Consider the following 12,128-nt stretch of genomic DNA (forward strand, 5'->3'; position numbering starts at 1 on the left):
ACGCTCGGGCCCGCCGCCCGCCTCGATCCCGTCGACCTCGACGAGCCCGTTCTTCAGCAGCCGGGACATCGTCGAGTAGACCTGGCCGTAGTGCAGCGGCCGGTCGTGACCGAACTTCTCGTCAAAGGCCCGCTTCAGGTCGTAGCCATGACGCGGGCCGGTTTCCAGGAGCCCTAGGAGGGTGTGACCAATGGACATGAGCGGCACTCTACACGCCGTGTATACGCGGCATGTATACACCTGGCGTGTAGGCCGTGCGGGACCGGTCACGTCACCTGCGGCCAGCCGCGTCGCGCGAGGATGCTGAGGGTGCTGGCGGCCACGACGGCGGCGATGCTCGCCCACCCCTGCCACCCGAGCTCCTGGCCGAGGCCGATCCAGCCCACGAGGGCGGCAAGAAGGGGGTTGACGCTCATGAAGAGCCCCAGCGCCTCGGCGGGCACGCGGCGCAGGGTGAACAGCTCGGCGAGGTAGGACACCGCGGAGGAGAGCACACCGGCCACGACGGCATAGCCGACGACCTCGGCGGTCGGCGTCCGGTGCGGGACGAGGACGATGCCGACCGGCAGGAAGGTCAGCGCGGAGATGCCGGCCGCCGTGGCGGAACCCTGTGCGCCCGGGATGCGGCGGCCGACAGTGCGGTCGAGGAGGATGTACGACGCCCAGCAGCACGCGGCCAGCAGGCCCGGGCCCAGGCCCATCCCGACGTAGTCGGTCGAGGGCTGGGGGCGCATCAGGGTGATCACGACGGCTGCGGCGACCATCGCGAAGAAGGCGTCGACGCGGCGGCGCGGGCGAGGCGGCGAGGCGGCGAGGGCGATCGTGAGCGGCCCGAGGAACTCCAAGGTGACCGCCAGGCCGGTCCGCTATGAAGATTTCCCCAAGCTCGACTACACCAACCGGGTCCTCAACGAAGCGTCCCGCCTGCACTCGCTTCCCTTCTTCATGCGTCGCGCAATCCAGCCTCTGACCATCGGCGGCGTTTCGATCCCCCCGGGTACGGAGATGGGCTTCAGCCTCTACGCCCTGCACAAGGACCCGAGTGTGTACCCGGGTCCCGAGCGCTTCGACCCGCACCGGTGGCTGCCGGATGGGCCTGCACTACCCAGATCGGCGTTCATTCCCTAAGGCGCGGGGAGCCGCAAATGCATCGGAGATGCCTACGTCTGGGCGACGATGGTGGTCAATGTGGCTACTGTCCTGGCCCGCTGCAGTTTGCGTCCCGCGTCAGGACACACGGTGCGGGAAGTAGCGGCGGCCGCGGCCCGCCCGGATGCGTTGCCCATGGTGCCCCCCGGGGGGAGCGGTGAGTCGTCGTGAATGAGGCGGGCGGCCCGGAGCTTCCTGCAACGCCGCCGCCCTGCGCAGGACCGGCTCGATGTCGCCCTGGTCGGGATCGGTCCGGACACGGCCGTCACGCCCGCCTCACCGGCGAGTTCGCTCAGCTACTGGCCCAGCAGAGGACAACGACGCCAAGCTCACCGACTGGATCACCACAGTCCGCGCCACCGACGTGCCCCACCTGCACTCCTTCGCGAACGGTCTCGAACTCGACCGCGCCGCCGTTGACGCCGGTCTCATGCTCCCGTACCACAACGGACGCACCGAGGGCGTCAACACGCGACCCAGCGGATCATGAGGCAGATGAACGGCCGAGCCGGGTTCCCCCTGCTCCGCCACCGACTCCTCCTCCAGTGATTACCACGCAGCACCGATTGCAGGACAGAGTCACTGTCCGGACAGTCCCAGGTCACAAAGCCTGTAATCCAGCACGGTCTGCCGGATCGCCTGCTGCTCGACCGCATCGAGAATTTGATGCTCGTCGACCCTGCGCCCGCGCGGCTGAGCCACGAGTGTTTCGCGCCCGCCTGCCCACCACTTAGCCCACCAGTTGTCCACGGCCTTGAGCGAGACCTGGAACACCGCCACGACATCCTCGCGAGTCCGGCCCGCCACCAACACCGCCACCGCCCGCAGCCGAAGAGCCTCCTGCGCCGACGGCGACAACTGCCGCGCGTCCCATACCAGTTCACTCACGCAGGGACCAACGACACAGAATACCTACTCTTTCAGATCAATATGTATTAGCACGCTAGTGTGATCTCTCGGCCCACCTGACCCGTGCCCCGCGGGACGACGTGCGATGCCATCGAGCGACGCGTCGGACGACGCCACGAGGAGACACCGTGACTGGTCTGCTGGATCGCGCCGCGAAGGCCCGTGGCCGGTTACTCGCGGTGCTCGTGTCGGTGGCGATCATCGCCGCGTCGTGCCTCGCGATCGTCGCGGCACCGACGTCGGTGTCGGCCGCGGACGACGGCGAGTTCCCGAAGAAGTTCGCCTCGTGGAACATGAACGGCAAGGAGAACGGCGACTGCGGGAAGAAGGAGGACCGCTGGCGGCCCTGCATCGCGCCGGAGTTCCCTGACACGGCCGCGGAGGGCATCGACGTCATCGCCCTGCAGGAAGCGGGGAACACGCAGCCCGAATCAGCCGAGTTCACCGGCCGGATCCTCGGGGACGGCGGCGTCTACGAGTACCGCTGGAACGTCGGCACCACATCCCGCCCCCGCAACGTCTACATCTACTTCTCCTCGACCGGCCAGCAGCGCAACGGCCTCGCGTTCGCGGTGCGATCCCCCGACCCGGCCTCCGAGACCGGCCCCGTCCGGGACGCCGCGCAGCTCGCGGTGAACTGGTCCACGGGCGGTGACCGGCCGATGCTCGGCATCCAGATCGGCGAACATTGGTACTTCACCGCCCACGCCCAGTCCAACGGCGGCAATGCCAACGACCACCGGGAAATCATCCGGATGGCCGGGCGGCACATCGAGCTCAGCTCGCCCAACTCGGACTACATGGTGCTGGCCGACTTCAACTACGATCCGGCCAGGCTGCCCGACGCGCTGCAACGGCACATCATCCGCTCGTTCCAGCCGACCCATCAGCACGGAAGCGAACCTGACTTCGCCTACCACAGCCGGGGCAACCAGCGGAACTTCAACGTCCGGTCACGCGGCGTCAACTCCGACCACTGGATGGTCTACTACTCCATCATCATCGCCATCGGCGCCCACATCGGCAACGGCGGCGGCGCCGGCGGCTGCCGGGCCCCGCAGACACTGGCCGCACGCGCCGCGGCGGCGGAGGAGGACTACTGCCTTCCCGCGGTGGGGTACAGGTTCCGGGTGTCTCCGCAGGAGTGGCGCTGGCGGGACTGGGTCCTGGTCAAGGCGCCCCGGGAGGACAAGGCGAGGTTGCAGAAGAAGGCCGGCACCGCGAACGAACACGTCACCCTTCTCCTCGGCCTGCGTGGCACCTACCGCCTGAAGGTCACCTTCGAGGAGTCCGGCCGCTGCCTGACCCGCGACGGCTTCTGGGACTCGTGCGATGTGAACAACAAGGACCAGGACTGGGGGCTGTCCGGCGGGTCGCTCATCGACCCGTACGCCAACGAGCCGCGGGCACTCAAGGCGATCACCGAACCCGGCGCCGACCACCCGGTGATCGGCTTCGGCCAGGGAACGTACAAGTGGGACTTCACGGACGCCGAGATCCCTCCGACCGACCCGGAGCCGACCGAGCCGGGACCGCTGGAGGAGAAGCGGATCCGTCTGATGCCGCTGGGTGACTCGATCACCTTCGGGTTGGCGAGCTCGGACGGCAACGGCTACCGCGACGAACTGCACGACAAGATCAAGCGGTCCGCGCAGACCGTCGACTTCGTCGGGTCGGTGCGGGCCGGCTCGATGAGCGACCCCGACAACGAGGGACACCCGGGCGACCGGATCGACGAGATCGCCGGCTTCGCGGCGTGCAGCGTGCCGCGGTACCAGCCGAACGTCGTCACCCTGCACGCCGGCACCAACGACATGAACCAGGACTTCCGCCTGCCGACCGCGCCCGCCCGGCTCAAGGCCCTGGTCGACCGCACGCTGAAGGACTCACCCCGCGCCGTCGTCCTGGTGGCGAAGCTGATCCCCACCGGCAAGGCCGGGCTGCAACCGCGCATCGACGCCTACAACGCCGCCCTGACCGACGTGGTGGGCCAGTTGCAGAGCGAGAAGAAGCACGTCCTGCTGGTGGACATGGAGCGCGTCCTGGTCAGCGACGGCTTGGAGAACGACGCCCACCCGACCGACGCCGGGTACGCCAAGATGGCCGACGCCTGGTACGCCGGTGTGGTCCAGGCCGAGGCCAAGGGCTGGATCAGCACCCCGCTGCCGGAGCAGGCGCCCACCGACTGCGACCCGGACCACAACCCCGGGGTCGAGGACGGCGACGGCACCGGATCGGGTGTCGGTTCCGGCGGCACCGCGCTGGGCGACGGGTGGCGTCGCCTGGGCGTGATCGTGCCCGGCTACGGCGAGCGGTTCGGCCGCCCGGTCCTCGCCGAACTCAACGGTGACCAGCGCGCCGACTACGTGCAGGTCGCGGCGGACGGCAACTTCCGCGCCTCGATCAACACCGTCGGCCAGCCCGGCCAGCCCGACTGGGCGGACGTCGGCCGGTACGACATCAAGGTCGACGGCGAGGTGCGGTTCGCCGACATCGACGGCGACGGCCGCGACGACTACCTCCAGGTCAGCCCCAACGGCGCCGTCCGCGCCTGGCGCAACACCGGCGGCGGACAGAGCAGCACCCCCGGCAAGGCGTCCCGCCTCAACTTCGAGCTGTGGGGAGTCGTCTTCGCCGGCGACGGCTTCACCAGCGACCACCTCCGCTTCGCCGACATCAACGGCGACGGCCGCGACGACATCCTGCGCGTCAGCGACGCAGGCGCCGCCCACGTGTACGTCAACCAGGGCGGCCAGGACAGCGATGGCAAACCCGCCGCGGACGCCTGGAAGCTCCGGCTCGACTGGGCCGGCGGCACCAGGGGGTCGTCGCTGCAGGCCGTCCGGTTCGCCGACGCCGACGGTGACGGGAAGGCCGACTACCTCCAGGTCGGCGCGGACGGTGCGGCTGTGCACGCCTTCCTCAACCGGGGTGGCGGAGGCGAGGGCAGCTTCGAGGCCCGCTACAACTGGGCCCGCGAGTCCGGCTACCCCCGCCCGTACGTGCAGTTCGCCGACATCAGCGGCGACGGCAAGGCTGACTACCTCGTCGTGTACGACGGTGGCGCCGTCCGGGCCTGGCTGAACCGCGGCGGCAACTAGAGGCGAAGGAAGACACGACACCACGCAACGCGGCCAAGAAGACTCTCGTGAGGAAATGACACGACGTTGAGACAGCGCACCCTGGCCAGGACGTGAGACAACCCGCGAAACAGCAGGTCAAGCGACCACAATTGCCACGAGCCGCGAGATCCTACACTCGCGCTTGGCCTTACGCGCCGGGTCAACGACGATGCGCACTGCGGCCATCAGCGACTCGGTGCACTCCACACAGACGGGATCCTGACCGTCGCAGAGCTGTTGGAACGCGGTCCGCGACGTGAGACTGAGCGGCCCCGCGCACTGGGGGCACAAGCGTCCAGGAACGACGGCCCGCACGCCGGCCGCCGCGACAGCGTAGATCTGGCGGCCCCAGCCCGAGGTGTCGATGTCCTTGACCTTCTCGCACCACACGGGTGTCCCGAGCTCCGGGGCGAAGCCGGCCAGAGCCCAGTAACGCTCGCCGATGGTGACGAGTTCCGGGTCTGCCTCGCCGTCCGGGACCACCTCTGGGATGAGCTGAGAGAGGTCGTCGACAGTCGGCCGCGGTCAGGAAGATCGCTCACGCTACTCACTGTGAAAGTCCTGACTGACACTCCCGACGGGTGGCCCCGCCGCCCGACGGGCAGGGCAGTCACGCCAAGCCGGACGGGCCGGTGATCTGCCCCGCAGGCCCATTCCAGCCAACCTGACGAGATGCCCTCCGGCCCGGTGTCCGAGAAGCAGCGCGCCGTGATGGGCGCCAACTCGCGCCACCCAACGCCACGTTGACGCGGCGTGTGCGCCTTCGCTTTTCTTGTGGGCGGGCGGGCGGGCGGGGCGGGGCGGTGCGAGTCACGCATGCAAACGATATTGGGACTTTCTTACGATTCCACTGCCGAAGCCGCGCGATTCATGCACGATGAGTGCTGAAAGGTTTACTCTACGTTTGTAGCGTCAAGGAGCAACAGTGGTCCAGCAGTTCGCAGGGGCCGAGGACCCGTGCAACAACGGGAGCCCCAAATCCGGCCGTGGCGTGCGGTACCTGCGGGACGAGCCCGCGCCGTCCGGCAAGCGGATGATGTTGGGCTACGCCCTGCGCAAGTTGCGCGACCGCCTCAACCTGAAGCAGAGCGAGGTAGCCCGCTTCCTGGGCGGTTCGTCCTCGAAGGTGAGCCGAATGGAGAGCGGGTACTTCAAGGTCCCGGCCCGCGACCTGCCCGCGCTCTTCCAGCGGTACAACGTCAGCGATCCCATCGAGCAGGAGCGGTTGCGCGGACTGGCCGCCGAGGCCAACGAGGCAGCGTGGTGGCAGCCGTGGTCGTGGGCGGCACCACAGTACCTGCAGGCAGCGGTGAGTTTTGAGGACATGGCAGAGCGGATCAGGTCGTACGAGCCTCTCCAGCTTCATGGCCTGTTGCAGACCCAGGCCTATGCGCGGGCCGTGATCAGCCGAGGGAGCGGCACGGTCGAGGAACGCGATGCCCGGACAGAGCTGCGCCAGGAACGTACAGCGCGCTTTGCCGGCGCACCCGCAGACAAGCACGGCATCTTCATCATCGACGAGGCCACCCTGCTCCGGCCGTTCGGATCCGCACAGGTCATGCGCGGGCAGTTGGAGCATCTGCTCGACTTGTCCACCGATCGGCGCTACCAGTTCCGGCTTGCCGAACTGGGTCGCTATGACCTGCCCGTCGAGCTGGGACCGACGACGATCTTCGACTTCGCCGGCAGGCTGCCCACCCTCGTCTACGCAGAGGGGTTCGATGGCGGTCTGATCATCGAAGACGACGAGGCGGTCGACCAGCGCGTCAAGGCATTCGACGCGCTGCTACATGCCTCGCTGGCGCCCCATCAGGCCCGCCGCAGGATCAGTGACCTCCTCTTGCGTCACTACCGCCGCTGAGCAGCCGCTCCCGCCCCGTCGGTCAGGGTTTACGGGCCACGCCGGCATAGAGGGACACCTGCGCATCGCTCACCAGAACCGGGCCGCTGCCCGGCTCGGGCCGCCATCGGTGCCCGACGACCAGGCCCGGCTCGATCAGCTCCAGCCCCTCAAAGAACCTCAACACCTCGGCCCGGGTTCGGACTTGGATGGCCGTTCCGGCTTGCGTGTAGACGTCGACGATCGACTCCCAGGCGTCCGGCACGAAGTCCCCGGTGGCGTGCGACAGACTCAGGTACGAGCCCGAGGGCAGCTCCTGCATGAGGCGGTGGACAATGCGGTAGGGCTCGTGATCGTCGGTGACGTACTCCAGCAGGGAGTGCAGGCTCAGCGCGACCGGCTGTCCGAAGTCGATGACGCCCTCGCTCCTGACCGCGTCGATGACAGCGGCCGGCTCGGTCGCGTCGGCCTGGACGCAGCGGGTCTCGCCCTCGGCAGTGCCATTGAGGAGAGCGTCGGCGTAGACGAGCACGATCGGGTCGTTGTCCACGTAGGCAATCCGGCACTCCGGCGTGACGCTCTGGGCGACCTCGTGCAGGTTGGGTGACATCGGTATCCCGGTGCCCAGATCGATGAACTGGCGCACCCCCAGCCGGGCAAGGGCCCGTACCGCGCGGTGCATGAAGGCCCGGTTGACGCGGGCCGCGGTCTCGGCTGCGGGAAACAGGCGCATGACCGTCTCGGCCGCTTCGCGATCTACCGCGTAGTTGGTCTTCCCACCAAGCAAGTAGTCGTACATCCGTGCACTGTGCGCCTTGCCCTGGCCTAAGTCCGTTCCCCTGCTGCACGCAGGCCCGGACTGCTCGCCCACCATGATCCTCCCGACGCCCCGCGACCGTCCGCCCATGTCAGCGGCGGAATGCACTTGCATTGTGCTCCTGATTACAGGCCGTCACCGGGAATGTCGAGCACTGAATGACTTTGTGAGACTTCCGAGCACCTCTGCATCCGGACGCGATCGCGGAATCACAGGTTCCGGCAACCTCGGCCCGACGGCAGCCGCCCGGACACGCGCCTTTGCAGGTGCGTACACGACCGGACGGCACCGCTCCATACCCCGGCTACAGCTCCCCGCGCCCCACGGCGGAGGCGAAGAAGGACGCCGCCCCCCTGGATAAAGCGATCACCGAGCCGCCGGGCACCTTCGAATCACGGAACCAGACCTGACCTTCGGACGGCTCCGCCACCTCCAGACACATCCCGTTGGACGTGCTGTGCGAACTTTTCCGCCAGACGACCCGACCCCGTCGGCCGCTGTCCGCGGAACTGCTGTGTACACGCGTCGGCTTCTCCACCGGACGACCTCCTGCGGCGAACGAACACCCCGTTGCCCGAATGCAATTGCATTTCGGTCCGACGCTAGGAGGATCGCCACACCTTCCGGCAGATATGCCTGGTTGAAGCGACAATGTCTTGAATCAACTGTCGAGCTGCCTGCAAATGCGCGTCCGCGCCAACCGTGTTCATCGCGTCATCAGAGCACCACCTGAACGCGTCCCGACCTCCAGCGCATCATTCGAACGCACCCGCACACACGTCCGCGCGCCAAGGGAGGCAGGTCTTTCACCAGCGCGAAGATGAATCACATACGGCTCATACGGATCGCAGCGGTCGAACACTCAACTCAGGTTCGCAGCAGGCGAACCCAACTCTGTTCGTCGCACCAAAAGCGCGGGCGCGCTGTCGGCGCGACGAACAGCCAGACGGCCTGCCGTGTTTCTCCTACCGTCGGTCGCGCTCGGCCACAGGACCGGGCGGCACCAGGCCCCGGCAGCAGCGATGTGGGAATCCTTCGCCGGGGCCCCGTGTCCACAACCCTCCATCCAGGAGAGCGCTATGACCCCCTCCCCTCGGCGACGACGCGGTAAACCGCGCCACGCCCGTCCCCGCACCGCACGCATCCGCGTGTGCGAGCCGTGCCTGAGCGGCTGCCTTGAACTCGCGCTGGGGCAGGCCGGCCAGGTGCTGTTCCTCCAGCCGCAGGGGCACTGGCTGAGCACCGCCGGATTCCTGGTCCTGCTCGGCCTGCGCCTCACCCGCCACCGGCACGGCCACGATCTCCTCGACCAGCCCCACTGACCACCGCGAGGGGGTGCTGCCCAGACAGCACCCCCTCACCAACCCGAACACCAACCCTCCAGCACACGCGGGGTCCTGCACATGCGTCAAACACCGCGCACGTCCTTATTCCACGCGACCCACATCGGCCTGGTCATGGAGCAGATCCAGCGCCAGAGCGGACTGACCACCGAGGAACTCGTCCGCCGCATCGGTGTGGATCCAACCCGCGTCGCCGCCGTCCTGTCCGGCGACCGCTTCCCCAGCCGACGCCTAACCATCCGCTTCGCCCGCGCCTGCGGTGCCGACCATCACATCCTGCTGAAGGTCTGGGTCGACGAACACGAGCGCCGCTGCCAGAGCATCACGCAACGGTCAGATGGGACCGCCTAGGGAGCTACTACGGGCCAACGAGCTCGCGTTCATTGATGGCCAGGACTGGCTGACCGCCCTCCAGTTACCCGCACACGCACCCGAACTCAACCCCGATCGAAGGCGTGTGGTCACTGCCGCGACGCGGCTACACCGCCACCATCGGCTCCGCCAACGCGGACCATTTCATCCACACCGTCCGCCAGGGCCTCCGCGAAAGGCCTCGATGACAGACCTCTGACGGTCTGCGACGACCACCCCGTCGAAACCCCTTCCCATACCTGCCCGCCCAGCTGACGCTCCGTCGCAGCTTCGAATAGACCCCAGGAGCTCTCTCACCTCGACTGCCACCGAGACGAGCGTCGTGCAAACCCCCGAAAAATGGGGGTCGAGGGTCATCCGTCAGCACCACCACGCTGACACGTCAGCACAAAAAACGGGATAAAAGAACCCATCCACCGCGTTTACGCAGGTCAAATGGACCTCCTCTGCGAAGCCTAGGGGAGGCTACTGCTGACAACCACCCGGGCCCGCTACCCGGAACTGGAAGCCCACCTGTTGGAGCACCATCCGTGGCAGAACCCGGAGATCGCCGCCGTCGCGATCGAGGCCGGCTCGAAGGGGTGCCCCTTCGAGGAGCCCGCGTCCTGAACGCCCCGTGTGATCACTTCGAGCGACTCGCCCCCGGGAGCGAGACACGGCAGCAGGCCGCCTTCCGGCGTCTGGGAGAACACTGCGTAACGTGTCCGACCTGCAAGGCCGTGGACGCCCACGGTGCGAACGTCAACCTTGAGTGCGCCGAGGGACTGCGATGGTTTGATCACGGACCCGGATGACGCGGTGTTCCTCTGGCACGAGCCGGACCTGAGTGGGCCGGGGTGGGATGCCTACGCGCACCGCGAGCACGCGGGCCTGGTGAAGCCAGACCCCACACCGGAACGCCTCCTGGCCCGCATCCTGATCGTCCGCACCCTCTCTGACGGCTGACCCGCGAGCCCGCACGAGAGAGACCAGCCCGTGAAGACCACCACCCCGATCCGCGTTCCCAACGGACACCGCTACTGCTGGCAGGAGCACCCGGGCGGAGGCAGGCGTTGCACGCTGCCGACCGGACGCAGCGGCAGGCACTGGCATCCGTGTACGCGCACCAACTGGTAGACGCCTGGACCCGGCGCGACGGCGTGCCGGGCACGGGTAGCCCGCCCTCGTACTCCGTGAGCACCTGGAGGGCGGCACGCCCCTTCATGTCCGCTTGGGTTCGTACTCACGGCCAAGGTGGGGGTCGTCGAAGACTCGAACTTCCCACCACTCCTGGAAGACGTAGGGATCGGCGTGCCCTTTCGGGATTGCAACCCGCCGCACTTGGAGGCCTGTCCCGAGCATCTCGGCGCCCTCCATGAATCGCGTCACGTCCTCGATGCTCTGAGTCATCAGGAGCTTCGTCTCGCGCGGATTGGTGGCGTAGCCGCCCGTAGGGTCTTCAGACACGGTTCCTCCCCAGTTCGATCCGACTCCTGCCAGGGTTCCCGGCACGGATCCCATCCGCAGCCTCTCGCCATGATCGGCAGCACTTCGGCTGAGCGTCGGCTGAGCTAACGATCTTCAGAGACGACAAGAGCCCCTCCGAGACGGAGGGGCTGACCTGCTTCCGCAGGTGAAAACGTTCCTGCATCAAACCGTGAGAGTGGGGCGGGTGGGACTCGAACCCACGGCCGACGGATTATGAGTCCGCTGCTCTAACCGGCTGAGCTACCGCCCCATAGCGGCGTGTCGCGTACATGTGTGCGCGCCGTCTGCCGCAGCATAGCCGCTCATACGATCTCCTGCTTCGTATGGTCGACTTCGCATGCCCTGAAGGACTCCCCTGCGACCTGCACGGTTCCAGGACATGAACCCGAACATGAAAAAGGACCCCTACGGGGTCCTCGTTCAGTGCTCCCCCGACTGGACTCGAACCAGTAACCTGCCGGTTAACAGCCGGCTGCTCTGCCAATTGAGCTACGGAGGACCGAGCTCCCCGGACTGGACTCGAACCAGTAACCTGCCGGTTAACAGCCGGCTGCTCTGCCAATTGAGCTACCGAGGAAGGTCTCGTTTTGCATCGAACGCACCTACCTGGGTATTCGCCAGGGGGCGTGCGCTCGCTGCGACACATACATTAGCGCAAGCAGGGGGGTGCTCCGCCAATCGGTTCCCCTCGGCACCGACGCCGCACCAGGGACCTACGCAAGGGAAGGGTGGCAGCCATGCGCTACCGGCTCACGTTCGTCATCGGGCTCGCCGTCGGTTACGTCCTCGGCACACGCGCCGGACGCGAGCGCTACGAGCAGTTGAAGAAGACGGCCCGGGAGATCTCCCAGAACCCCGCCGTACGCAACACCGCCGAGTCGGCCGCCCAGCAGGGCCGCCACTTCGCGGGCAAGGCGTACCACACGGTCAGCGACAAGGTCTCCGACCGAGTCCCCACCTCGGTCGCCGACCGGGTCCGCTCCCTCCGAGAACGCAGCGCCCACAACGGAGGCGCAGAGGACGACTGGGGCACCAGCAACACGTGACAGCAGCTGGCAGCACCTCTTGGACGCCGGTGACGCCGGCCAACCCAGGGGCGCGGGGAACTG

The 12,128-nt window shown here is 67.6% G+C and carries 14 protein-coding genes, 3 tRNA genes and 2 pseudogenes; 9 read left to right on the forward strand and 10 right to left on the reverse strand.

Going from position 1 to position 12,128, the window contains the following annotated elements; translation table 11 throughout:
* On the reverse strand, nt 1-198 hold a 198-nt coding region (locus tag AQJ67_RS41640), incomplete at its 3' end, for a PadR family transcriptional regulator (RefSeq protein WP_167366256.1).
* Between the two features lie 68 nt (nt 199-266).
* Nucleotides 267-860, reverse strand: a pseudogene (locus AQJ67_RS41645) (EamA family transporter); the annotation flags it as partial.
* Here AQJ67_RS41645 and AQJ67_RS41650 point away from each other — a divergent pair.
* Together AQJ67_RS41650 and AQJ67_RS46340 are read left to right on the forward strand one after the other, a co-directional pair.
* Nucleotides 847-1,128, forward strand: coding sequence for a cytochrome P450 (locus AQJ67_RS41650; RefSeq protein WP_062724905.1), 282 nt, complete (start codon nt 847-849; stop codon nt 1,126-1,128). The pseudogene AQJ67_RS41645 and the gene AQJ67_RS41650 sit on opposite strands and share 14 nt — an antisense overlap.
* Before the next feature lie 290 nt (nt 1,129-1,418).
* Nucleotides 1,419-1,698: pseudogene (locus tag AQJ67_RS46340) on the forward strand (transposase); the annotation flags it as partial.
* Nucleotides 1,699-1,728: 30 nt separating this feature from the next.
* Here the strand turns inward: AQJ67_RS46340 and AQJ67_RS41660 are convergent.
* Nucleotides 1,729-2,037, reverse strand: coding sequence for a helix-turn-helix domain-containing protein (locus AQJ67_RS41660; protein ID WP_062724909.1), 309 nt, complete (start codon nt 2,035-2,037; stop codon nt 1,729-1,731).
* Nucleotides 2,038-2,186: 149 nt separating this feature from the next.
* Between AQJ67_RS41660 and AQJ67_RS41665 the strand changes: the two genes are divergently transcribed.
* Nucleotides 2,187-5,159 carry a GDSL-type esterase/lipase family protein gene (locus AQJ67_RS41665; RefSeq protein WP_062724911.1) on the forward strand — a complete coding sequence of 991 codons (2,973 nt, stop codon included), beginning with the start codon at nt 2,187-2,189 and terminating at the stop codon, nt 5,157-5,159.
* A gap of 117 nt (nt 5,160-5,276) precedes the next feature.
* Here AQJ67_RS41665 and AQJ67_RS41670 read toward each other — a convergent pair whose 3' ends face one another.
* Nucleotides 5,277-5,663, reverse strand: a complete 387-nt coding sequence (locus AQJ67_RS41670) for a hypothetical protein (protein WP_062724913.1) — start codon at nt 5,661-5,663, stop codon at nt 5,277-5,279.
* A 442-nt stretch (nt 5,664-6,105) separates the two neighbouring features.
* On the opposite strand from AQJ67_RS41670, the gene AQJ67_RS41675 reads away from it, so the two are divergent.
* Complete coding sequence (locus AQJ67_RS41675) at nt 6,106-7,041, forward strand: helix-turn-helix domain-containing protein (protein WP_062724915.1); 936 nt, start codon at nt 6,106-6,108, stop codon at nt 7,039-7,041.
* Between the two features lie 22 nt (nt 7,042-7,063).
* On the opposite strand, the gene AQJ67_RS41680 is transcribed toward AQJ67_RS41675, so the two are convergent.
* Together AQJ67_RS41680 and AQJ67_RS50300 are read right to left on the reverse strand one after the other, a co-directional pair.
* Complete coding sequence (locus AQJ67_RS41680) at nt 7,064-7,894, reverse strand: SAM-dependent methyltransferase (protein ID WP_062725069.1); 831 nt, start codon at nt 7,892-7,894, stop codon at nt 7,064-7,066.
* Between the two features lie 247 nt (nt 7,895-8,141).
* Nucleotides 8,142-8,375, reverse strand: coding sequence for a DUF397 domain-containing protein (locus tag AQJ67_RS50300; protein ID WP_063807420.1), 234 nt, complete (start codon nt 8,373-8,375; stop codon nt 8,142-8,144).
* Nucleotides 8,376-8,916: 541 nt separating this feature from the next.
* Here AQJ67_RS50300 and AQJ67_RS48045 point away from each other — a divergent pair.
* From AQJ67_RS48045 to AQJ67_RS41690, 4 genes are all read left to right on the forward strand, one after another.
* Nucleotides 8,917-9,159 carry a hypothetical protein gene (locus AQJ67_RS48045; protein WP_159058930.1) on the forward strand — a complete coding sequence of 81 codons (243 nt, stop codon included), beginning with the start codon at nt 8,917-8,919 and terminating at the stop codon, nt 9,157-9,159.
* 81 nt (nt 9,160-9,240) lie between these two features.
* Nucleotides 9,241-9,531, forward strand: coding sequence for a helix-turn-helix domain-containing protein (locus AQJ67_RS41685; protein ID WP_079056515.1), 291 nt, complete (start codon nt 9,241-9,243; stop codon nt 9,529-9,531).
* Nucleotides 9,532-10,023: 492 nt separating this feature from the next.
* Nucleotides 10,024-10,161, forward strand: a complete 138-nt coding sequence (gene cutA / locus AQJ67_RS46350) for a divalent cation tolerance protein CutA (protein WP_341846198.1) — start codon at nt 10,024-10,026, stop codon at nt 10,159-10,161.
* A gap of 165 nt (nt 10,162-10,326) precedes the next feature.
* The gene (locus tag AQJ67_RS41690; protein ID WP_244190780.1) at nt 10,327-10,497 is read left to right on the forward strand and encodes a hypothetical protein; all 171 of its coding nucleotides are present in this window, start codon (nt 10,327-10,329) and stop codon (nt 10,495-10,497) included.
* A gap of 255 nt (nt 10,498-10,752) precedes the next feature.
* Here the strand turns inward: AQJ67_RS41690 and AQJ67_RS41695 are convergent, their stop codons facing one another.
* The 4 genes from AQJ67_RS41695 to AQJ67_RS41710 all read right to left on the reverse strand — a co-directional run bounded on the left by AQJ67_RS41695 (nt 10,753) and on the right by AQJ67_RS41710 (nt 11,596).
* The gene (locus AQJ67_RS41695) at nt 10,753-10,998 is read right to left on the reverse strand and encodes a hypothetical protein (protein WP_062724921.1); all 246 of its coding nucleotides are present in this window, start codon (nt 10,996-10,998) and stop codon (nt 10,753-10,755) included.
* A 197-nt stretch (nt 10,999-11,195) separates the two neighbouring features.
* A tRNA-Ile gene (locus AQJ67_RS41700) sits at nt 11,196-11,269 on the reverse strand.
* A 176-nt stretch (nt 11,270-11,445) separates the two neighbouring features.
* Nucleotides 11,446-11,518, reverse strand: a tRNA-Asn gene (locus AQJ67_RS41705).
* Nucleotides 11,519-11,523: 5 nt separating this feature from the next.
* Nucleotides 11,524-11,596, reverse strand: a tRNA-Asn gene (locus AQJ67_RS41710).
* A 160-nt stretch (nt 11,597-11,756) separates the two neighbouring features.
* Here AQJ67_RS41710 and AQJ67_RS41715 point away from each other — a divergent pair.
* Complete coding sequence (locus AQJ67_RS41715; RefSeq protein ID WP_062724923.1) at nt 11,757-12,065, forward strand: YtxH domain-containing protein; 309 nt, start codon at nt 11,757-11,759, stop codon at nt 12,063-12,065.
* Nucleotides 12,066-12,128: the final 63 nt, after the last annotated feature.

It is taken from the genome of Streptomyces caeruleatus, assembly GCF_001514235.1.
In the GTDB taxonomy this organism is placed as follows: Bacteria; Actinomycetota; Actinomycetes; order Streptomycetales; family Streptomycetaceae; genus Streptomyces; species Streptomyces caeruleatus.